Raw genomic sequence first — 19,770 nt, 5'->3', positions numbered from 1 at the left:
CAACACACTCCTTGGGGAATGATTATCTCCGATTTCCATACGTCTCGAAGCCTCTCTGCCGCGTTATTCGTCCGGCATATCGAACGGAGGGCTCCGATTGTCCGCTCAAACCGGTAGCCAGTATCGAAAACAAAACCCGCGTGCAGCGCTGAGTTGGAGCCGGATTCGAGTCGCGAAAACCAGTGACCGAACCGACCGACGCATCACTCGAGCGACTCGATCGTGATCCGAATCGCCTCGAGATCCTCGAGCATCGCCCCCCAGCCGCCGATCGTGGTTCGTTCCTCCCCGTTCTCGATCGCGATCGCCGCCTTCCCCGCGAGTTGGGAGAGCGGCATCACCCGTTCGTCACTGGCAGAGACGCCGGCGTACGCGACGTCGGTGATCGTCCCCCGTTTCGTTACCTGCCGCCCCGTGCCGGTTTCGAACCCCACGACCGTCGCCTCGATCGTCACCCCCTCTTCGAGCAGGGGTTCGACGTCCCGAAGACACTGCCGCAGATCGACGTACGTGATCGGCGGCTCGTCGCGCCGGGCCGAGTAGATCGTCTCGTGGACCTCCCAGAGGCAGGTGAGGAAGTACCAGTGGAAAACGTACGCGTGGGTCCGATCGTTGACGATCATGCCGTACTCGTTCGTCGAGTCGCCGTGGGGAGAAAAGCAGGTCCACGAGCGGTCGATCAGCGCCAGAAACGGCGACGGGAGGTCGCGGTAGCGCGCCTCCGTACAGGCGTGGGCCAGCGCATCCGTCGGCGGCAGCGTCGGCTCGGTACCGAGTTCCGGAAACAGGCAGACCTTGACGTCGACGCCGTTCTTTCGGGCCGTTGCGAGGGCGTCCGAGAGATCGGCGAACTGTCCGGGCGTCAGGCCGATCTGGACCTGATTCTCGGCCTCGCGGATCAGTTCGTCGGCCCGCGCCAGCACCGTGTCGAGCCGTTTGACGATGCTCACCTTGTGCTCCTCGATATCGGGACGACTCCAGCGGTCCTCGATCTCCCCGGCCGCCGTCTCGAACCGGTCGGCGCGGGAACGGAGATCCGTCAGCACCTCCGCCGGATCGTGGGCCCGGGCGTGCAGACTGTCCTGTTCGTAGGTTTCGATGTACCCCTGTTCCTCGAGCCCGCGCAAGACGTCGTAGATCCGTGGATCGGGCACCGAACTCGCCTGCGCGATGTCGGTCGCCGACGCGGAGCCGAGGCCGAGCAGCGTCACGAACGCGTCCGCCTGATACGGTGACAGCCCCGCGTCCTCGAGCGTCTCGACGAGTTCGTCAGCGTCCATCGACTCTCACCCTCCCGAAGCCGTCACGCGACTGGCTCGACCACTGTCGGCGGGCCGGCCGGAGCCGTTGGCGTGCAGCCGGGACGTGTTCTCTGATACGCTTCGCATACTCGTCCATGTGCAGTCAGATATAACAGGTGTTGTAAAAACCTGTTGTTGAGACAGTACACTGAAGGGGATTCGATCGGAACGCACGGCGTATGTCCGATCCGCTCGAGCCGATTCGGCGACCCGAGTACACCGGTGAGCATCGCTGTTGGCCGTGTACGATCACCAACGGTGTAGTGCTCGCCGTCCTCGTCGCCGTCACCGCGCTCAAGGGACGTCGACGCCTCGCCGGTGCGGTCGCCGTCGTCGGGACCGCCGCGATCGCACTTCGCGGCTACGTCGTGCCGTACACGCCCCGGTTCGCCCCGCACCTCGTCGCCGCGCTCCCGATCGATCCGTTCCACCGCGAGGCGTCGGCCGACGACGGCTCGCTCTCGGATGCAGGTACCGAACCCGACGACGCGACGCGAGCACAGCCATCCGGCGAGGAGATCGTCGCCGGACTCGTCGAAGCCGGCGTCGTCGAGTTCCACGGCGACGAAATCGCCCTCGATCCCGACTTTCGCGACGACTGGCGACGGGAGATGCGAACGCTTCGCGAGACCGATCTCGCCGGTCTCACGCGCGTCGCCGATCGCCAAACCGACCCGTCGGTCGACACGCAGTCGCGGCGCAGTTGGGGCCGGTCCGTGATCGTCCTCATGCCCGAGACCGGTACCCCAGTCACGCTCTCGCGCGGAATCGCCATCGCCGAACTCGCCGCCGCGCGCGCCCTCGAGTCCCGCGTCGAGTCCGACGCGGTTCGTCGCGCGGCGGGTCGGCCGCTCCGAACGATCCTCGAGCGCTGTCCCCTCTGTGACGAGGAGTTGACAATCAGTCGCTCGAGTTGCTGTGGCGAGGTGACGCCGGTCGGTAGCCTCCCGTCGGAGAAGCTGGTCTGTCCCGCCTGCGACGAACGGTTCTACACGTTCGAGGACGCCGACCGCTGAGCGGTACAGCCCGAAACACGAGCCCTGATCGGTGTGTGATCGGGTGCAACGACCGTTGTCCGACCTCACCCTACTCCTCCCAGTCGATCGCGTCCGTTCGTTCCGCGTGCCGGAGAATGAACGGCCCGAGCGAGCCGGTCCGTTTCGAAATCGTCGCGATCCGCAAGACGTAGGCCGCGAGCAGAAAGAACGGGACGAGCGCGATGGTCGTGCTGGCGCTGACGACCCACACCATGTTGTCCACGCCGAGCACCGCCCCCGGAACCGACGCCGGATCGAGATAGAGCACCGTGGCCGTCGCGACGACCACGCCCGGCAGCCCGGCGTAGACGATCGACCGCGTGAGGTGGACGAGTTCCCATTGGAAGTACAGCGATTTGAAGTGCTCGAGCGCCGGGCCGAACAGCGTCAGGACGTCGATAAGCTCGTCGAACGCCTCGTATTCGTCGTCGCCGAGCGCGTCCTCGTGCTCGTGACGGAGCCGCCGAACGGCGTAGATCTTCCAGGAGTAGTTGTAGTTCAGCCCCGATCGGAGGACGTCGAACTCACCGAAATCGGATGTCTCGAGCTGTGAGTAGATCTCGTCGGAGTTCCGGCAGACGTTCTCGACCAGTCGCTCGGTCCGGCGGCGGAGAACCTCGTCGTCGCTGTCGGCGACCGCCGCTTGCAGGTCCTCGGCCCGGTCGCTGCTCGTTTTGACGAGCGCCTGCAGGAACTGCGAGGGACCGGGCGGACCGATCGATCCGAACAGGGCCTCGACGTTGCGTCGGTACTCCATGGCCTCGTCCATCCACCGTTGCTGGTCGCCCAGCCGCCCGAGTTCCTGCGAAAGGACCAGCTGATTGATCGAGACGACCAGCGTGACGCCCGTGAGAATCGCCGCGATCAGGGCCTGGAACGCCGTGTTGACCGGCGTCCCGTGCGCCATCGCCTCTCGAAGCGGCACGGCGACTGCACCGAGCGCGACGAACGCAACGAACGCGACGACGGACAGCAGTCCCGCGAGGAGCCACCGGTTCGCATCGAGCAGAAACCAGTGGGCGACCCGACTCTCGCCGGTTCGTCCTCGGAGCGTATCGGTCGAGAACGGATCGTCCATACGGACCGTTCAGGACCCGGCCGAAAAGTGGTTGAGCCTGAATCGCGGACTCGAGCGATCTTCGGACGAGGCGGCGATAACGGCTCAGAGACGGACCGCACGAAACCGAAGCCGGCGATAGTCCGCCGTCCACGTCTCCTCGTCGCGGTCGTACAGGCTCGCCTCGAGTCGATCCTCGACGCCCTCAATCACGGCGGCCCGCTCGTCCGTCGACACCGACGAAAAGAGGCTGTCACCGAACATCTCGAGCCAGTTTCGGAGCCCGTCTTCGCCCGCCTCGAGTTCGGTCGGCCGATCGAACAGCCGCGCGAAACGGACCTCGAAGCCGTGGTCCTCGAGCCGGCCGGCGTACTCGCCGACGCTCGGGAAGTACCACGGGCTCTCGGCGTCGTAGCCGCGGCTCTCGAGTTCCGCGAGTGTCGCCTCGACGATCCGCTCGACGTTCCCCGTTCCGCCGAGTTCGGCGACGAATCGACCGCCGGGTCGGAGCGCATCGCGAACAGCCCGGAGGGTGGCGCCCTGTTCCTCGTCGGAAATCCAGTGTAAGGCCGCGTTCGAGAAGACGGCGTCGAACGGATCGTCGAACGACATCGTGCGGGCGTCGGCCGCGACGAACCGCAGGTTCGGATGCGCTTCTCGAGCCCGTTCGATCATCTCGGGAGCGCTGTCGACGCCGACTGCGGTTGCGCCGACTTCCGCGATTCGGGCCGTGAGGTGTCCCGTCCCGCAGCCGAGGTCGAGAACCCGGTTCTCGGCCGTCGGCTCGAGAAGTTCGAGCGCGTCCGTTCCGTACTCGGCGACGAACGAGTGATTCTCGTCGTAATCGTCTGCGTCCCACCTGTTCGGACCGGCCGTCTCGTCGACCATACGAATACAACCGAACGAGGAGGCTTGACGATTGCTCTCGATCGGATTCAGTGGAGACGACGCGGGAAGTGCCACAGAGCGCGACGGATATTACTCGAAGCGCCCGCGGTGGACGATTTCCTCGAGATCCTTGCGGCCGCTCGGCCGTTCGCGCTCCCGAAGCTCTTCGGACAGCGTTTCGGGCGGTGCGTGCTCACCGACCGCGAACATGGCCTCGACCGCGAACGCCTCGGGGACCTCGAGTTCGTCGTCGGCGCGCTCGTAGTCGAAGCCGGCCATTCCGTGGACCGCCAGGCCTCGGCGCGCGCCCTCGAGCGCGAGGTTCTGCCAGGCTGCGCCGGTGTCGAACGAGTGCGTCGGGGCGGGTTCGCCGTTGTGGTCGAACGTCGTCTTCGAGACGATGACGCCGAGCACGGCCGCGTCAGTTGCCCACGCCTGATTGCCTTCGGTGAGCAAGTCGACGAAGGTGTCCCACTCGTCGTCGTCGCGAGCGGCGTAGACGAACCGCCAGTGCTGGTTGTTGAACGCCGAAGGGGCCCACCGGGCGGCCTCGAACAGCGGGAGGTAGTCGGATTCCTCGAGCGGTTCGCCGGTCATCGCGTAGGGCGACCAACGATCGACGAAGAGCGGAGCGACGTTGTGTTCGGATTCGCGATGCGCGGCGGCTTCCTCGCGGAGGTCGGGCTGCGTCGAAGCGGCTCGTTGCATTATGTGCCCGTTCGCAGCTACACTACATATTTATTGTTAGACATAGATGCTACCAGGTAACGGTCACGTCCCCGTCTCGTGTGTCCATTTGACAACCGGAATATAACTGTCTGGTTGAGTACTAATTACCGATCCGAACCCATCGACCGAACGTCCCAGATCGGCTTGCTCCGCCTGACTGGGCCGCCCAAGAGCCCACCGACCATCGTCGTGACCGATGTAGATGGCAACGATCGAAATGCAACGAGCTATGGAAATAGGTTGACCGCTGGAACCGCAGAAAAAACGGGAAGTAAGCTACGTTGAACGAACCGCTCGAGGTTAGTCGTCGGCCGGCGTCGGCGCACCGCGTTCGATATCGATGTTGCCCTCGTCGAGGTCGGCCTCGACGTTGCGAGCCGCTTCGACCATGTTCGCCATCTTGCCGTAGGCGACATCGCGGGGTAGCAGTTTCACGCCACAGTCCGGCGAGACGACGAGCTGTTCCGGCGGCACGACCTCGAGGCCCTTCTTGATATTCTCCTCGATCTGTTCGACGGATTCGACCTCGGCGACGTGGACGTCCGTGACGCCGAGTGCGAGGTCGGCGGTGAACTCGGGGTCCTTGAAGACGTCGAGCTGGTCGTAGTCGCCGTTTGCGAGTTCGAGGTCGAACTCGTCGACGGGATAGTCGAGGATCTCGGGGTAGATCCGCGAGTAGTCGCCGTAACAGACGTGGAGGCCGATGCGGACCTCCTCGGGAATGTCGGCGACGATGTGTTCGAGCGCTTCGCCGACGATAGCGTGATCGTCCGGCGTGGTCGCAAGTGCGGGCTCGTCGATCTGAATGTAGCGCGCACCGGCGTCGACGAGCTTCTCGACTTCCTCGTTGACGAGGTCCGCGAGCGCGAGGGTAAGCTCGTCGTCGTCCTCGTAGGCCTCGTTGAACGACCAGTTAGCGAGCGTGTAGGGGCCCGTAATTGGGACCTTGACGGGTCGGTCCGCCGCCTCCGCGGTAAACTCGTACTCGTCGACGAGCCAGGAGTCGGTGTACTCGACCTCGCTCACGACGGAGGGTTTGTCGAAGTAGTTGTGGCCCCAAACCTTGACGGGACCGTTGAACTCGTAGCCCTCGATACGGTGGGCGAAGAACTCGACCATCTCGTTGCGCCGCATCTCGCCGTCGACGACGGTATCGAGACCCGCGCGCTCGTGTTCGTTCGTGATGAGGCGAGCGGCGTCGTCTTTGGCCTCCTGATAATCGTCCTCGTCGAAGCTGTGATCGGGATCCTGGTACAGCTCCTTCGCACGGTTGAGCCACTTTGGCTTCGGATAGCTGCCGACGACGCTCGTCATAATGAAGTGGTCGTTCTCGTGGTCCTCGGGTCGGAACTGGTCTCGGTTCTCGTTCGTGGTCATGCGGCTGTCACCTCCGCGAGGTCCGCGGCTTCGGCAAGCGCCTCGAGTTTCTCCTGGTACTTCGCGTACGGCAGGTAGAACGTCTCCGTGTTCGTGGTCAGGTAGACCGTCTCGAACTCCGTCACCTGGAGCTGGTCTTCGACCCAGTCGACGCGGTCGCGGATCGCTTCGGGATCCTCGACGAGCGTGTTCTGGCCGTCGGCGAGGCCGAGCGAGATGTCGCCGGTCGCGCCGTACTCCTGAATGTTGTAGATATTGTCGTCCTGGTTCGCGACGAAGTCGAAGCCGACCGCGTCGATGTCCGCGTCGAGCAGGTGGGCGTAGACCTTCTCCTCGAGTGCGCCCCAGTAGGGCTGGACGACGACGTCGGCGTCGGTCGCGCTCGCGACCCGATCGATCGCCTCGCTCGCGCGTTCGTCGGCGCCGTCTTCCGGCGGCTCCTCGACGAGGGATGGCTCGAGCAGGAACAGCGTCTCGTGGGCGGGGAAGGCGTCGACCTCGCCCGCGAGGAAGTCGGCGATGGCGTCGAGGAACGCCGCCTCGTCGCCGTACTGTTCGTCGGTGGCGAGTTCGGCCAGCGAGTACGGACCGGGGAGGACGGCCTGCAGGTCGCCGTCGGTCAACTCGCTTGCGGCCTCGAGTTCGTTCGCGACGTCACCCGAAAACTCGAGTTCGTCGGAGACGACGGGCTCTCGATAGAAGTTGTTGTTGTCGTAGTAGCGGACGATTCCGCGCGTCTCGACGGCGTCATGGACGGCCAGCGGGTGAGCGAGCATGTCGTCCCACCGGAGCTGTCCCTCGACGATTCGGTCGAGCCCAGCGTCCTGCTGGTCCTCGATCACGTCGGCGCGAGCGTTCTCGTAGGCCGCAGCGATCTCTCCGCCCTCGTCGCCGCCGATGAGGTCGTGTTTCTGGTGCCCCTTCAGGTCCGAGAGGTCGTCTTTCGCCCAATCCGGGAGCGGAAAGAGCCCCGGCGTGGTCGAAACGTACTCAGTCATCGTGACTGCGGCTAGGCTATACCGACGCTTAATATTTTCCATATCAATAAATACGTGGCAGTAATCTTCAGTGAGATAATCGAACGCGGTATCGCTTCCAGAGCTACCGCTGTCGTCCATCCAGCAACGCGGAATCGACACTGTGGCAGCGTACGAGTATCCTCGACCCATTATTAGATTAATATGAATGTATAGATACTTATACAGTCTCGAATACCTAATTGTTATTTACCCGGTGCTGGATGGCAGCGTATGGCGTTCGAAAATCCCCTGATCGTCTTCGCGATCGGGTTGATTGCCGTAATCGCGCTACTCGTATGGCTTCGATTACCCGCCGTGCTGGGTCTCGTTATCGCCGGCCTCATCGTCGGTATCGCGACGGCCGAGGTTCCGCTCGGTGACGTCCCGTCCGAGTTGGCCGTCGGCCTCGGTGAAACGTTCGAAGGAGTCGGTATTCCGATTCTGATGGCCGCCATCATCGGGAAGGCGATGATGGAAAGCGGCGCCGCGGAACGGATCGTTCGAGCGTTCCAGTCGAGGCTCCGCGAGGAACGATCCTATCTGGCGCTGTGGGGGAGCAGTACCGCGCTATCGATTCCCGTCTTCTTCGACAACGTGTTCTTCCTGTTGACCCCGCTCGCGCGCTCGATGCGGGCCCGCACCGGCCGCGACTACGCGCTGTACATCGCCGTCATCGGCGCCGGTGCGGCGACGACGCACGTTCTCGTCCCGCCGACGCCGGGCCCGCTCGCGGTCTCGCTCGAGCTCGGAGCCGACCTCCTGTGGACGATGATCGTCGGTGCGACCGTCGCGATTCCGACGGCGATCGTCTCGGGGATCCTCTACGGCAAGTGGATCAATCGCCGGCTCGACGACATCCCGCTCCGCGAGACGGTCGGATCGACCGCCGAAGACGCACACGAACTCGCGGAACGGGAGACGTCGGCGCTCCCCGGCGTGTTCGAGGCCGCGCTGCCGATCCTGCTCGCGGTCGTCCTCGTCGCGTCGAACACGACGCTCGAGTACCTCCTCGACCTGGCCGGCGAGGGCGTCTTCGGCCTCGGCGCGCTCGAGGGGCCGCTCGAGGCGGCACAGCCGGCCGCGGCCTTCGTCGGCGATCCGAACTTCGCGCTCACCGCGGCCGCGCTGGTGGCCGCGCTGACCTACCTGCGCATTCGGAACCTCGATCGGGACGTCTGGAACGACGAACTCGTCGAGGCGCTCAAGAGCGGCGGACACATCGCGGCGATCACCTCCGCCGGCGGTGCGTTCGGTGCCCTGCTCGCGGCGTCCGGTATCGGTGATTACATCGTCGAACTCATCAGCGTCGGCGGCGCCGGTATCTCGGTGCTGGTCTCGGCGTGGGTCATCGCGGCGGCGATTCGGATCGCACAGGGCTCTGCGACGGTCGCAATGATCACGACGGCGGGCATCATGGCACCGCAGGTACCGGAACTCGGCGTGAGCGCGGTCTACCTCGCGCTGATTATCGGTGCCGGCGGCAACATCTGCTCGTGGTTCAACGACAGCGGGTTCTGGCTCATCAAGGAGATCGGTGGGCTCACCGAGGCCGAGACGGTGAAGATCTGGACGGTGCTGACCACGATCATCTCGGTGACGGCGTTCATCATCATCATCGCACTGGCGACGGTGATTCCGAACGTGCCAGCCTGATCGATTCGAACGGTTTCCGTCCGCCGTTTTTTCCGCAGACACCGTGGAACGCGCACCGTTTTGTAACGGGAGTGTGACACTCCTCGTATGGCCTCGCAGTCGTCCCGTTCCCTTCACGTCCGACTGGGAGGGACGCTTGCCGTCGTCGCGCTCGTCGCTATCGGAATCGTCGCGCTCGTCGCTCGAGTCCTCTACACCGCGGTGACGGCGATCGGACCGAACGTCGCCGCATCGACCCCGGTGGTTGCCGGAACGCTCGTTCTGGCGGCGGCACTTTTCGCTCTCGCGTACGTCCGCTAGGGCTACCGACGAACGCTCGAGGACGTCGACGCTCGCCCGCTCGATGTGGACGGCGTGGACGATGCGTACGGACTCGAAGCTCGCGTCCGGCGGTTCGCACTCGCCGCCGGGGCCGAAACGCCGACCGTGGCGATCGTCGAGACGGACGAAGCCACCAGTTTCACCGCCGACAGCGGCACTGCCGCGACCGTCGTCGTCACGCGAGGGCTACTCGAGGCGCTTTCCGAATCCGAACTCGACGCGGTACTCGCCCACGAGGTCGCTCACCTCGCGAACCGAGATACGATACTCGCAACGGTGGTCGCGACGATCGGGTCGGTCTCCGAAGGACTGTTCGCCCGCGAGCGACGCCTCGGCGAGTGGATCCGATTTCTGCTCGCGATGGGGTCGGTTACGCTCGTCTTCCTGCTCGTCGCGGTTCCCGTCGTGGTCCTCTCGATCTGTTACCTGCTCGTCAGCGTTCTCGCCCGTCTCGTCCTCGCCGTCAACGCGATCTGTATCGGTCTCCACGCACAGGCCCGAGAGTACGCTGCCGACAGGGCTGGTGCCGAACTCGTCGGCGATCCCACTGCGCTCGCCGCCGCCCTCGAGACGCTCGAGGAAGCGACGCCCTGCGAAGACGCACGGAGTCGCCACGCGACCGCGACGCTCGGGATCGTATCGCGGCGGCTATCGACCGACCACGGACGGTCGCCCCCGATCGAGTCGTCGATCGCCCGCTGGGTGCCGGCCGGCGACAGCGAGCTGAAAGGCGCGCAAATCGTTTCCGGGCTATCGCGAGTGTTCGGCCGTCTCGGGCGCGCCCTCGAGTGGCGACCCGCGACGCACCCGCCGACCGAAAAGCGAATCGAGCGGTTGCTCGAAATGGCTGACGAGACCGAGTGAACCGCTCCCGACTTTCGGTGACTTTCGAACACACACTCACCGGCCGTCTCACGTGAGCAACTCGAGCACCGTCAGCGTCTCGAAGGGGAAGGAGTCGTCCGCGATCGCGACGGCGCTGAACCCGTGCTCGCCGGCCTCCTCGACGACCTCCTCGACCCCCGTCAGGCTGCTGACGAGCAGGTAGACGACGCCGTCGGGCGCGAGCACGCGACCGACGCGGGAGAGGAACGGGTCGATCACGGCCCGGCCGTCCTCCCCGCCCGACAGGGCGCGCTCCATCCAGTCGTCCCACTCGTTTTCCGGGTTGGTCGGGAGGTACGGCGGGTTGAAAACGACGGCGTCGAACGCGCCGTCGGCGAAGGGCGCGACGAGGTCGGCGCGAACCGCCTCGAGGCCCCGCTCTTGGGCCTGTCGAACCGCGTGCGGGTTCAGATCCGCGGCGACCACGCGCGCGCTCGTTTCGTCGTCGATCCGACCCGCGACGTAGCCGGAGCCGGTGCCGACCTCGAGGACGAGCGGACCGGTCGCTCCGTCTCGTGGGTCGTCGCCTCGCGGTTCGCTGGCTCGCGTTTCGTCGTCGGCCCCCGCAAGCCGATCGCAGGCCGCCTGCGCGAGCAGGTGGGAGTCCTCCGCGGGCTGGTAGACGTCGATGTCGACGCCACGTCGGTCCTCGAGTCCCATCAGTCGTCCTCCGCGGGCGTTCCGGGCTGACTCTCCCGTTTCGGTTCCTCGGCCTCGCCGTCCCCCGACGAGTCACCGGTATCGTCGTCCGGCGGATTCAACGAAGAGTTCCCCGCGTCCCGCCGCTCGTCCTCCGCGATTCGGAGGCCGCCGGTTTCGGCCCGGCCGGTCAGTTCGCGCTGCGGGTACGGGATCTTGATCCCGTCGTCCTCGAAGGCGCGCTTGATCGCGTGAATCGCGGCCGTCTTGGATTTCGAGAACCGGCGGGCGCTGGGGTTGTCGATCCAAAAGCGTACCCCGAGGACGACCGCCGAGTCGGCAAACTCCTTCGTGATCACCTGTGGCGATGGCGCGGTCAGCGACTCCTCGAGCGCTTCGACCTCCGCTCTCGCGATCTCGGCGGCCCGTTCGACGTCCGTCGAGTAATCGACGCCGACGTCGACTTCGACCCGCAGTCGACCGCGTTTCGATCGATTGGTCACCATACCCGAGGCGATGACGTCGTTGGGGATCATGATGTACTCGCCGTCGAACGACTGGAGGCGGGTGTTGACGATCGAGATGTCTGTGACGATCCCCTCCTCGTCGTCGACCTCGATCCAGTCGCCGATCTCGAACGGCCGGTCGAACATCAGAACGAAGCCGGCGATGACCGTGCCGAGCGTCTGCCGGGCGGCCATACCGATGACGATACCGAGAAATCCGGCCCCGACGAGCAGGCCGCCGAGGTCGTCGACCCAGACGCCGAGAATAATGACGAGCGAAACCGACCAGATCAGCACCTGCGAGAGGCGGTGGGTAATCTCTCGCTGGTGGTCGGTTACGGCCGTTGACGAACCGAGCACCTCTTGGAGCACTCGGCGGACGAATCGAGTGGCGATGAGCGTTCCGACGACGAGAACGAACGTGAGCACGCCGCGCGCGATGACGTCGCTACCGAGATCCAGATCCCCGTAAACCGACTGAATTTGGCTAGTATAGTCCCAGACGCCTGAAACGACGGCCAGACAGAGTAGACAGGTCGAGATTAACACGCCCACCGAGACGATGTCGCTGTACAGCGGCCGTGTTCGCTCGGCGAGCCACCCCTGAAGCTGGCGATAGGAAAGGAGGACGACGAGCAGGACGCCGACCGCTGCGAACGTGACCGCGAGTCTGCCGTTGGTCGTCTCGAAGACGTTCGATAGCCAGTCGAACCCCATCAGTATCTCGGACATAGGTAGTCGTCGTCTCTCGAGGCAGTCGGCCGCGTAGCTACGAGTATCCGTCGGTCGGTATCGATACTGCCAACGGTTCTCGGTCGTTCGAGCGTGGCCGTCACGGCCTTACTGTCCCTCACCTACTGCGCTGACATCGGCCGCGAGCTTGGCCAGCGCCGCGAACTCCGCCGGTGCCATCGCGCCGGCGCGCTTCTGGAGGATCTCCTCGTCTGCCGCCTCGACGACCGCGTCGGGATCCTCGAGTCCCGAAATGTGGGCCGTGTTCCGAATCCCGTTCCGAATCGTCTTCCGGCGTTGGGTGAACAGCGCCTTCACGAACCGCAGGAAAAAGTCCTCGTCGTCGACCTCGTAGTCCGGATCGCGGGGCTCGAGTCTGACGACCGCGCTCTGGACGGCCGGCGGCGGCGAGAACGCCTCCTTCGGGATGGACTCGACGAGTTCGGCGTTCGCGTAGTGCTGTGTCGAGACGGAGAGTCGGCCGTACTCGGGCGTTCCGGGTTCGGCGACCATCCGCTCGGCGAACTCCTGTTGAAACATCAGCACCAGCGGGCGTTTTTCGGGCAGGAGTCGGAACGTGATTTCGCTCGAGACGCCGTAGGGAAGGTTGGATACAGAGGCAGTGAAGTCGGGGAGGTCGACCTCGAGGGCGTCGCCTTCGATCACGGTCAACCGTCCCGCATCGATCTCCTCGCGGAACTCCTCCTGCAGGAACGCGGCGAGCTTTCGGTCACGCTCGACGACCGTGACTTGATCGTCCTCGTCGCCCATCGCCAGCAGGCGGTCCGTCAGCACGCCGGTTCCGCCGCCGATCTCGAGCAGGTGGGAGGTGTCGGCACCGATAGCCGCAAGATACGTCGGCAGTCGGTCGAGGACGCGGTCGTCGACGAGAAAGTGCTGATCGCGGTCCGGATCGCCCCGAACGCCCGCTCGGGCGATCAGTCCGTCTGGATCTCTCATTGCCGGCGCTTTGGCGGGGATCGGTGTAAACGCACCGTCTTTCGGACCGCCGTTTGTAGCGAGTAGTAATTCGCTCGAGCGGAGTGCTCCCACCGGCGGCGGTGAGTTCCACGTCGCTCACGAGTCACTTGTTCTACATCGACTCGTGCAGTCTATCTGCTAGAGAGGGTGGGTTCTCTACAGCACCCCCTCAGAGCTCCGTCTCGAGGACGTACCCCCACCGCTCGAAACCCAGCCCGTCGTAGTACTCGTGGACGCCCGTTTTCGCCAGCGGCGACGCCAACGCGACGTACTCGCAGTCCCGCTCGGTCGCCCACTCCTCGACGAACCGCACGAGTTCGGTTCCGTACCCGTCGCCTCGGTGTGGTTCGTCGACGACGAGGTCGTAGAGCCACGCGTGTCGCGCGTGGTGGAGGACGTCCTCGAGGCGGACGCCCGCGACGCCGACGAGGTCACCGTCGGCGAACCCACCGAACAGGTGGTACTCGTCCTCGCCGGTCCACTCGAGTACGTCGCTCGCCTCGGCGTCGCTCCACAGCTGGCGAACGATCGGAACGGCCTCGCGGCGCTCCGTCTCGCCGACTACCTCGCGAATCTCCATACGGACCCCTGTCGGCGTATCCACTACAGTGTGTAGGATCCAACAGTTATTGCGCAACGCGTGGCGACCGTCCTCGAGCCGGCGCTCGGTCGACCTACTGATTTTGTTCCTGTTCGCGCCGGCCGACGAACGTCTGGTATTTGAGATCGTCGTCGCGGAGTTCCTCGAGAATCCGCTCGACTAACACCTCGTCGGGGTCGTGGAGCCCGGAGACGCGTTCCGAAAGCTCCTCGAAGCTCTCGAAGGGCTTGCGCTTGCGTTCGTCGAGAATCCCGTTGCGGAGTTTCTTCCCGATCCCCGGCAGGAGATTAAGCTGGTGGAGCCGCAGCGTAATCGGCTGGGCGTCGTTGTAGAAGTCGACGAATCGCTGTTCGTCCTCCTCGACGAGGTCGGCGACAACGTACTCGAGTTCCGACTGAGCACCCGAGGAGAGGTCCGCGTAGTCGACCCGGTGGGCTTCGGTCACGATCTCGCGTTCACCGGGTGGTTCGACGACGACTTCGCTCCCGATCGTGAGTCGCTCCTCCTCGTCGAAGGCGACCTGGTAGAGCTGGAAATCGTCGATCCCGAGGGCGTATCCTGCTGGTGACTTCTCGTACTGCGGCCGGCCGTCGTTCGAGAGCCCGTGTGCGAGATAGTCCAACACGACTGCGCGGCGGATATCCGTCCCGTCGCTGTCGGCTTCGCTCATTGGTTTTGGATACGTCGAGGGCGTACTTAAAGAGTCGGCCCGCCATCGTGGGACGGGAACCGCCGTGGCCAGCCAGAAGCCACGATGTGCCTGGCGACGGCCGTCGAGTCGAAGGGCGTGATCGATTCGGTTGGCGACTCGTGGACGCGACGGCCGAACCGATCGGCGGTGGGTCCGATTATCGACGACGAGTCCAGATGCGACTGCTCGGGTCGTAACGAACCGTCCTCGCCAGAAAACGTACGCCCTGAACGGCGCCGGCTCATACGGTTTGCTGTACCGATGTATCGGTGGGATCGCAGGACGGTTCGCGGTCCCACCGGAAATGACTTCCAACAGACAGTATCAGACGTACTGCGCGAGGACGTTGAGAATCTCGTCGAGTTCGTCGCCCGAAAGCGAGTAGCGCTGCTGGGCGTACACCGAGCGAAGTTCGTCCCGGTTACGCGGCAGGAGGTTCGCGATTTTGTACGCCGTCGGTTCGTCGACCTTCTCGAGTTCCTGCAGGTCGTCGACGAGGTTTTGCGCCTCCTCCGGCTCTAAGACGGTGAATCGGTTGACGTGTTCGATCGCTCGCGCGAGTTCGTAGCGCAGCTCACGCTCTTCGTCCAGCGCGCGTTCGGCTTCGATGTCGGCGAGCAGCTCCTTCGTCTCCGAGATCGTCAGGAACTCCTCGTCGACGATCTCTTTGAAGATCGTCATCCTGTCTCAGATTCGGTTCTTGTCCTGATTCTGTGCGCGCATGTGTGCCGCGGTGACGATCAGCGTTTTCTCCTTGCCGCGGTCGCTGATCTGCACCTTGAAGGCGTCGCCCTGTTTGCCGACGACTTCGCCGGTCTGACCGTCGAAGCGCGGGTGATAGCGTCCGTTCGGAACGCTCGGGTCGATCTTCAGGTGGACTTTCTCTCCGGTCTCGTACTCCTGAATCGCTCGCTGTGGTGGCGACGTACCGCGGTCTCGAGGTTTGTTCGCAAGCTTCCGACGGGTTCCCTGACGAGGGCCATTAGAGTGTGGCATAGTCGTACGGCCCTCTTGAGCGGTGATGGTTATAAAACACACGTCTTCCGCCTCCCTTTTATCGGGGCTCCTCGCTCGCTTACGGCTACGTCGTTCGTGTAGTTCGCGGGATTACCTGGTGGTCAGCCACGCTGCCGATCGCATCGGCGTCCGACTCGAGCCGCCGATGACGTACGTCCGCGACGGGGATCTACGGGTGACCTACCTCGCGACGGAGCCGTCCTTTCAGCGGGCGATGGTCGTCGTCCCCGACAGCGTCGAGGTCGTACTCGAGACGAAACAGGCGTTCGAACCCGACGAAACCGTCTTCCTCGCGACGCTAACCGCACAACAGCGTCGGCTGTTTCGGACGGCGATCGATCTCGGCTACTTCGCCTCGCCGCGGGAGACGACCTACGAGGAAATCGGCCGCGAGGTCGGCATCGCCGGCGGCACGGTCGGCGAACACCTCCGGAAGACCGAGGCGAAACTCGTCGAACACGTCGTCTCGGAACCGCTCTCCGAGTCGACGACGTCCCAGCAACTATAGAAGTCTCGAGGACCCGTTCCGATCGACGCCGAAAGCAAGAGTAACCCCACTGCAGTCCGTTGGGCCCGGTATGGACGATCGCGACGGCGGCGACGGCGACGAGCAGTACCGACTCGAGACCCGTTCGATCCACGCCGGACAGGACCCCGACGAGGAGACGGGCGCGTTGATGACGCCGATCCACGCCAACTCGACCTACGAGCAGGACGCGCCCGGCGAGCACCGGGGCTACGAGTACTCTCGAACGGGGAACCCTACCCGAACGGATCTCGAAGCGAACCTCGCGAGCCTCGAGAACGCCGACTACGGCCGCGCGTTCGCCAGCGGCATGGCCTCGATCAACACCGTCCTCAACCTCCTTTCGGCCGGCGACCACGTCGTCACGGGCACCGACGTCTACGGCGGCACTCACCGCATCTTCACGCAGGTGTACGAGGAGTACGATATCGAGTTCACGTTCGTCGATATGACCGACCTCGACGAGATCGAGGGCGCGTTTCAGGAGAATACGGAACTGCTGTGGCTCGAGACGCCGACCAACCCGCTCATGTCGATCGTCGACATCGCGGGCGCGTCCGAGATCGCCCACGCACACGACGCGCTGTGTGCGATCGACAACACGTTCGCGACGCCGTACCTCCAGCGGCCGCTGGATCTCGGCGCCGACATCGTCTCACACTCCCTGACGAAGTACCTCGGCGGCCACTCGGACGTCGTCGGCGGGGCCTTGTTGACGAACGACGAGGCCCTGGACGAGCGACTGGGCTTCTACCAGAACTCGGTCGGGGCGACGCCCGGCCCCTTCGAATCCTTTCTCGTCCTTCGGGGCACCAAGACGCTGCCCGTCCGCATGGACCGTCACTGCGAGAACGCCCGTGCGATCGCGGCGTGGCTCGAGGACCACCCCGACGTCGACCGCGTCTACTATCCCGGCCTCGAGTCCCACCCCGGCCACGAGATCGCCGCCGAACAGATGGACGACTTCGGCGGCATGCTGAGTTTCGAACTCGACGCGAGTCTCGAGGAGGCAAGCGAGGTCGTCTCGAACACCGAGATCTTTACGCTCGCGGAGAGCCTCGGCGGCGTCGAGAGCCTGATCGAACAGCCCGCGCCGATGACCCACGCGGCGATCCCCCGCGAGGAGCGCATCGCGGCCGGACTCACCGACGGCCTGATTCGCGTGAGCGTCGGCATCGAACACGTCGACGACCTGATCGCCGACCTCGACGGGGCGATCGAGTCGGCGCTTCACTGATCGGATCGACCGCGTAGCGAGGATCTCCGTTCCGTCGATCGACGAGCGGCGAATCAGACGGACTCGAGCGTGGTTTCCAATTGCTGGCAGCGATTTCTCCGTCCCCGCGTCCGATTCGCTCGCTCATTCGTACAGCGTCTCACGAGGTCGTATCCGTTCGACCGCTCGCGGACCCACAGTGTCACGCCCGTCCCAACAGTCGCGGTGTGCGACCCGATCAGTTCGACGGGCGGTTCGCCAGTTGCGCCCGAAAGATCGTCTCGAACCCCTCGAGATACGTCCGGAGGTCGACGCTCTCGACCGCGTCGACGAACCGCGCCGCGTCGTCGTACTCGCGGCGCCAGCGATCGACGAACGAGCCCTCGATATCGGACTCGCGAATCGCCGCGACGATCGGTTCGACGGCGTCGCCCGTCGGTCGCGCCTCGAGTGCCCGCAGTTCGTCGGTCGAGACGACGCCGGACTCGAGCGCGCGGACGACGACGCCCGAACTGTAGTCGCCCTCGGCGAGTTCGCGCTCCCAGGTCGCGATCCAGTTGCCGACCCGAGCCATCCGCTGGGCCCGCGTGACGACCTCTCGGACCGCGGCGAGGTCGGCCGAATCGAACGACGACGAGTGCGCGAGATCGATATCCGCGAAGCAGAGCACCATCATGTTGTGCGCGTCGTACGTCCAGAGCTCTCGCTCGGAGGCGAGTCCGGGATGCTGGGCCAACAGCGCGGAGTAGTCGACCGACTGGAGCGCCTGCCGGAGATCGAACCGGAACAGTGCCGCGAACTCTCCGGCCCGCGGACCATCGTCGTACAGGGCTCGCAACGCCGCCCAGACCTCCTGCTGAAATCGGACGTACTCGCCCGCGACGCTCGCTCGAGTCGGATCGGCGTGCTGGTGCTCGAAGGGAACTTTCAACAGTTCTGCGAGCGTCGCGCGGTCGCCGTATCGTTCGGCGACGTCGTCGACGACGGTGATGAACATCGTGGCGAGGACCTTCGCGCTGCGAGTTCGCCGGACGTGATCCGTATCGACACAGGAGAGGCCGAATTCCGCCGTCGCTCGGTAAAACCAGCGCCAGAGTGATCGATCTCGGTCCGCGATGCGCTCGTCGTAGGCGTCGGCTATCGGCCGAACGGTTTTCGGGAGCGGCCGCGAGTCGGCCTCGGCGAACGGGTCCGTCTCGACCTCGAGTGGAGGAAAGCCTGCAGTATTTTTCATTACTAACTCAATATAACGTATTAAATTTATAAGTTCTCATTGGTTCGGTATTGGGTGCACAGAAGATATTCGGGCGAGAGAGATTCCAGTGACCGACGGGCAACTCTTTCGTTCTGGCGGTGAACATCTCACGCATGGGAACGAACGAAGATCGCGACGCGGGCGTTCACACGCTTCCGATGACAGTTGACTACGGCGGCCGAGAGCTGACGATCACCCCGACGGCCGTCGAGACCGAGCGCGGACTGGTCCTGATCGACGTCGGTCCGGCGGGGACGGTCGACGCCGTTCGAACGCACCTCCGATCGCTGGGATACGAACTCGAGGACGTCTGGCTCGTCCTTCTGACCCACCACGACGGCGATCACGCCGGCGGGCTTGCGGACCTGCTCGAGCACGTCGACGCGGTCGTCGCAACACACCGGAAGGAAGCGCCGTACGTGACGGGCGAACGGGATCCGATCAAGGGCGACGGCGATCGGTATCCGCCAGCGGTCGTCGATCTGGAACTCTCCGACGGCGTCCGAATCCCGACGCTCGCGGGGCCGATGGACGTCGTCGATACCCCCGGCCACTCGCCGGGACACGTCTCGTTGCACTTCCCCGAAGGCGGCCTGCTGCTCGCCGGTGACGCGCTCGTCGCGGACGGGAACGAACCAGTAAGCGGTCCGAAGCCCGAGTTCACGCCGGATATGGACCGCGCGCTCGAGTCGGTCGCCGACCTGGCAGCCCTCGGTATCGAACACGTCGTCTGCTTCCACGGCGGTTACGTCGACTGCGGTTCCGAGGCGATTGGAGAGATCGCCGAGACCCACCGGGACTGAGTGCTCCGGGTCCGCCCCATCCAGCTATCGGGTCGCAGTCCCCGAAACGGAATTCTCATCGGGCTCGAGCGAGAACGCTCGTACAATGCGAATCGAACTTCGCGTCTGCCAGCACTGTCTCGACGGCGACGACGGACACGGCGGGCACCACAAGTCGGCGCTGCTTCAGGATATGGTCGCGTGTGCCGAAGTGATTCAAGAGTACAAGGACGTCCTCGACCTCGAAGACGTCCACATCCGGAAAGTTAAGGACACTGAGCAGGGGAAACCCGAGGCGCTACCGGTCGTCGCGGCGACGATCCAGAGCAACCAAATCGTCCTGAACGACACGCAACTCGTCGCGGAGGGACAGGACGGCAACATGCTGCTTTACGCGAACCCTGACGACATCTTGACCGTGCTCGCGGGCAACGTCGACGAGATCAGCAAGGCCGTCCCCGGCGACGTCACCGTCGACCTCTCGCCGAAGGGTGCGGAGATCATCTCCAGCGCCGGTCTCGGCGCGGATCGCGAAAAGCAGCCGTAGCGTCCGTCAG

General features: G+C 64.6%; 22 protein-coding genes. 8 read left to right on the top strand and 14 right to left on the bottom strand.

The genetic code is table 11. The annotated features are described in order from the left end of the window. Nucleotides 1-203 precede the first annotated feature (203 nt). Nucleotides 204-1,280: a TrmB family transcriptional regulator gene (locus ACSFC5_RS05560; protein ID WP_440764250.1), complete on the bottom strand. Its 1,077-nt coding sequence runs from the start codon at nt 1,278-1,280 to the stop codon at nt 204-206. A 200-nt stretch (nt 1,281-1,480) separates the two neighbouring features. Between ACSFC5_RS05560 and ACSFC5_RS05555 the strand changes: the two genes are divergently transcribed. Continuing rightward, nucleotides 1,481-2,317 carry a DUF8054 domain-containing protein gene (locus ACSFC5_RS05555; RefSeq protein WP_440764249.1) on the top strand — a complete coding sequence of 279 codons (837 nt, stop codon included), beginning with the start codon at nt 1,481-1,483 and terminating at the stop codon, nt 2,315-2,317. Nucleotides 2,318-2,387: 70 nt separating this feature from the next. Here ACSFC5_RS05555 and ACSFC5_RS05550 read toward each other — a convergent pair whose 3' ends face one another. From ACSFC5_RS05550 to ACSFC5_RS05530, 5 genes are all read right to left on the bottom strand, one after another. Beyond that, nucleotides 2,388-3,416, bottom strand: a complete 1,029-nt coding sequence (locus tag ACSFC5_RS05550; protein WP_440764248.1) for a DUF7972 family membrane protein — start codon at nt 3,414-3,416, stop codon at nt 2,388-2,390. 84 nt (nt 3,417-3,500) lie between these two features. Then, nucleotides 3,501-4,283, bottom strand: a complete 783-nt coding sequence (locus ACSFC5_RS05545; RefSeq protein WP_440764247.1) for a class I SAM-dependent methyltransferase — start codon at nt 4,281-4,283, stop codon at nt 3,501-3,503. A 90-nt stretch (nt 4,284-4,373) separates the two neighbouring features. Then, a complete protein-coding gene (locus tag ACSFC5_RS05540) occupies nt 4,374-4,991 on the bottom strand; it encodes a nitroreductase family protein (RefSeq protein ID WP_440764246.1) in 618 nt (205 codons plus the stop codon). Between the two features lie 321 nt (nt 4,992-5,312). After that, nucleotides 5,313-6,389, bottom strand: coding sequence for a methionine synthase (locus ACSFC5_RS05535; RefSeq protein WP_440764245.1), 1,077 nt, complete (start codon nt 6,387-6,389; stop codon nt 5,313-5,315). After that, nucleotides 6,386-7,387, bottom strand: coding sequence for a 5-methyltetrahydropteroyltriglutamate--homocysteine methyltransferase (locus ACSFC5_RS05530; RefSeq protein WP_440764244.1), 1,002 nt, complete (start codon nt 7,385-7,387; stop codon nt 6,386-6,388). Before ACSFC5_RS05530 ends, ACSFC5_RS05535 begins: the two co-directional genes overlap by 4 nt. A gap of 252 nt (nt 7,388-7,639) precedes the next feature. Here ACSFC5_RS05530 and ACSFC5_RS05525 point away from each other — a divergent pair, with 252 nt between their 5' ends. The 3 genes from ACSFC5_RS05525 to ACSFC5_RS05515 all read left to right on the top strand — a co-directional run bounded on the left by ACSFC5_RS05525 (nt 7,640) and on the right by ACSFC5_RS05515 (nt 10,246). Further along, on the top strand, nt 7,640-9,061 hold the full coding sequence (locus ACSFC5_RS05525; RefSeq protein WP_440764243.1) for a GntP family permease: 1,422 nt from the start codon (nt 7,640-7,642) through the stop codon (nt 9,059-9,061). Nucleotides 9,062-9,148: 87 nt separating this feature from the next. Next, a complete protein-coding gene (locus ACSFC5_RS05520) occupies nt 9,149-9,361 on the top strand; it encodes a hypothetical protein (RefSeq protein WP_440764242.1) in 213 nt (70 codons plus the stop codon). Between the two features lie 45 nt (nt 9,362-9,406). Continuing rightward, nucleotides 9,407-10,246 carry a M48 family metallopeptidase gene (locus ACSFC5_RS05515; RefSeq protein ID WP_440764241.1) on the top strand — a complete coding sequence of 280 codons (840 nt, stop codon included), beginning with the start codon at nt 9,407-9,409 and terminating at the stop codon, nt 10,244-10,246. A gap of 48 nt (nt 10,247-10,294) precedes the next feature. Here the strand turns inward: ACSFC5_RS05515 and ACSFC5_RS05510 are convergent, their stop codons facing one another. The 7 genes from ACSFC5_RS05510 to ACSFC5_RS05480 all read right to left on the bottom strand — a co-directional run bounded on the left by ACSFC5_RS05510 (nt 10,295) and on the right by ACSFC5_RS05480 (nt 15,413). Next, on the bottom strand, nt 10,295-10,927 hold the full coding sequence (locus ACSFC5_RS05510; RefSeq protein WP_440764240.1) for a HemK2/MTQ2 family protein methyltransferase: 633 nt from the start codon (nt 10,925-10,927) through the stop codon (nt 10,295-10,297). Further along, entirely contained in the window at nt 10,927-12,144 is a 1,218-nt protein-coding gene (locus tag ACSFC5_RS05505) for a mechanosensitive ion channel family protein (RefSeq protein WP_440764239.1), read from the bottom strand. Before ACSFC5_RS05505 ends, ACSFC5_RS05510 begins: the two co-directional genes overlap by 1 nt. A 108-nt stretch (nt 12,145-12,252) precedes the next feature. Then, the gene (locus ACSFC5_RS05500; protein ID WP_440764238.1) at nt 12,253-13,104 is read right to left on the bottom strand and encodes a 16S ribosomal RNA methyltransferase A; all 852 of its coding nucleotides are present in this window, start codon (nt 13,102-13,104) and stop codon (nt 12,253-12,255) included. A gap of 190 nt (nt 13,105-13,294) precedes the next feature. Continuing rightward, on the bottom strand, nt 13,295-13,705 hold the full coding sequence (locus ACSFC5_RS05495; protein ID WP_440764237.1) for a GNAT family N-acetyltransferase: 411 nt from the start codon (nt 13,703-13,705) through the stop codon (nt 13,295-13,297). 94 nt (nt 13,706-13,799) lie between these two features. After that, on the bottom strand, nt 13,800-14,396 hold the full coding sequence (locus tag ACSFC5_RS05490; RefSeq protein WP_440764236.1) for a DUF655 domain-containing protein: 597 nt from the start codon (nt 14,394-14,396) through the stop codon (nt 13,800-13,802). A 345-nt stretch (nt 14,397-14,741) separates the two neighbouring features. Then, nucleotides 14,742-15,098, bottom strand: coding sequence for an RNA polymerase Rpb4 family protein (locus tag ACSFC5_RS05485; protein WP_440764235.1), 357 nt, complete (start codon nt 15,096-15,098; stop codon nt 14,742-14,744). Between the two features lie 6 nt (nt 15,099-15,104). Continuing rightward, on the bottom strand, nt 15,105-15,413 hold the full coding sequence (locus tag ACSFC5_RS05480; RefSeq protein ID WP_440764234.1) for a 50S ribosomal protein L21e: 309 nt from the start codon (nt 15,411-15,413) through the stop codon (nt 15,105-15,107). 118 nt (nt 15,414-15,531) lie between these two features. Here ACSFC5_RS05480 and ACSFC5_RS05475 point away from each other — a divergent pair, with 118 nt between their 5' ends. After that, complete coding sequence (locus ACSFC5_RS05475; RefSeq protein WP_440764233.1) at nt 15,532-15,942, top strand: helix-turn-helix domain-containing protein; 411 nt, start codon at nt 15,532-15,534, stop codon at nt 15,940-15,942. Between the two features lie 70 nt (nt 15,943-16,012). Continuing rightward, on the top strand, nt 16,013-17,197 hold the full coding sequence (locus ACSFC5_RS05470) for a cystathionine gamma-synthase (RefSeq protein ID WP_440764232.1): 1,185 nt from the start codon (nt 16,013-16,015) through the stop codon (nt 17,195-17,197). A gap of 217 nt (nt 17,198-17,414) precedes the next feature. Here ACSFC5_RS05470 and ACSFC5_RS05465 read toward each other — a convergent pair whose 3' ends face one another. Further along, entirely contained in the window at nt 17,415-18,410 is a 996-nt protein-coding gene (locus tag ACSFC5_RS05465; protein ID WP_440764231.1) for a hypothetical protein, read from the bottom strand. A gap of 134 nt (nt 18,411-18,544) precedes the next feature. Between ACSFC5_RS05465 and ACSFC5_RS05460 the strand changes: the two genes are divergently transcribed. Next, nucleotides 18,545-19,234, top strand: a complete 690-nt coding sequence (locus ACSFC5_RS05460; protein WP_440764230.1) for an MBL fold metallo-hydrolase — start codon at nt 18,545-18,547, stop codon at nt 19,232-19,234. An 85-nt stretch (nt 19,235-19,319) separates the two neighbouring features. Then, nucleotides 19,320-19,760: a hypothetical protein gene (locus ACSFC5_RS05455; RefSeq protein WP_440764229.1), complete on the top strand. Its 441-nt coding sequence runs from the start codon at nt 19,320-19,322 to the stop codon at nt 19,758-19,760. Nucleotides 19,761-19,770: the final 10 nt, after the last annotated feature.

The organism is Natronorubrum marinum, assembly GCF_052040125.1.
Taxonomy (GTDB): Archaea; Halobacteriota; Halobacteria; order Halobacteriales; family Natrialbaceae; genus Natronorubrum.
The sequence above is the reverse complement of the archived record's forward strand: the minus strand, read 5'-3'. Positions and strand labels throughout refer to the sequence as shown.

Bases quoted from the DNA above. Each gene is read 5' to 3' on its own strand.
- ACSFC5_RS05560 (WP_440764250.1), bottom strand. From the start codon at position 1,280: ATGGACGCTGACGAACTCGTCGAGACGCTCGAGGACGCGGGGCTGTCA.
- ACSFC5_RS05555 (WP_440764249.1), top strand. From the start codon at position 1,481: ATGTCCGATCCGCTCGAGCCGATTCGGCGACCCGAGTACACCGGTGAG.
- ACSFC5_RS05550 (WP_440764248.1), bottom strand. From the start codon at position 3,416: ATGGACGATCCGTTCTCGACCGATACGCTCCGAGGACGAACCGGCGAG.
- ACSFC5_RS05545 (WP_440764247.1), bottom strand. From the start codon at position 4,283: ATGGTCGACGAGACGGCCGGTCCGAACAGGTGGGACGCAGACGATTAC.
- ACSFC5_RS05540 (WP_440764246.1), bottom strand. From the start codon at position 4,991: ATGCAACGAGCCGCTTCGACGCAGCCCGACCTCCGCGAGGAAGCCGCC.
- ACSFC5_RS05535 (WP_440764245.1), bottom strand. From the start codon at position 6,389: ATGACCACGAACGAGAACCGAGACCAGTTCCGACCCGAGGACCACGAG.
- ACSFC5_RS05530 (WP_440764244.1), bottom strand. From the start codon at position 7,387: ATGACTGAGTACGTTTCGACCACGCCGGGGCTCTTTCCGCTCCCGGAT.
- ACSFC5_RS05525 (WP_440764243.1), top strand. From the start codon at position 7,640: ATGGCGTTCGAAAATCCCCTGATCGTCTTCGCGATCGGGTTGATTGCC.
- ACSFC5_RS05520 (WP_440764242.1), top strand. From the start codon at position 9,149: ATGGCCTCGCAGTCGTCCCGTTCCCTTCACGTCCGACTGGGAGGGACG.
- ACSFC5_RS05510 (WP_440764240.1), bottom strand. From the start codon at position 10,927: ATGGGACTCGAGGACCGACGTGGCGTCGACATCGACGTCTACCAGCCC.
- ACSFC5_RS05505 (WP_440764239.1), bottom strand. From the start codon at position 12,144: ATGTCCGAGATACTGATGGGGTTCGACTGGCTATCGAACGTCTTCGAG.
- ACSFC5_RS05500 (WP_440764238.1), bottom strand. From the start codon at position 13,104: ATGAGAGATCCAGACGGACTGATCGCCCGAGCGGGCGTTCGGGGCGAT.
- ACSFC5_RS05495 (WP_440764237.1), bottom strand. From the start codon at position 13,705: ATGGAGATTCGCGAGGTAGTCGGCGAGACGGAGCGCCGCGAGGCCGTT.
- ACSFC5_RS05490 (WP_440764236.1), bottom strand. From the start codon at position 14,396: ATGAGCGAAGCCGACAGCGACGGGACGGATATCCGCCGCGCAGTCGTG.
- ACSFC5_RS05485 (WP_440764235.1), bottom strand. From the start codon at position 15,098: ATGACGATCTTCAAAGAGATCGTCGACGAGGAGTTCCTGACGATCTCG.
- ACSFC5_RS05480 (WP_440764234.1), bottom strand. From the start codon at position 15,413: ATGCCACACTCTAATGGCCCTCGTCAGGGAACCCGTCGGAAGCTTGCG.
- ACSFC5_RS05470 (WP_440764232.1), top strand. From the start codon at position 16,013: ATGGACGATCGCGACGGCGGCGACGGCGACGAGCAGTACCGACTCGAG.
- ACSFC5_RS05465 (WP_440764231.1), bottom strand. From the start codon at position 18,410: ATGAAAAATACTGCAGGCTTTCCTCCACTCGAGGTCGAGACGGACCCG.
- ACSFC5_RS05460 (WP_440764230.1), top strand. From the start codon at position 18,545: ATGGGAACGAACGAAGATCGCGACGCGGGCGTTCACACGCTTCCGATG.
- ACSFC5_RS05455 (WP_440764229.1), top strand. From the start codon at position 19,320: ATGCGAATCGAACTTCGCGTCTGCCAGCACTGTCTCGACGGCGACGAC.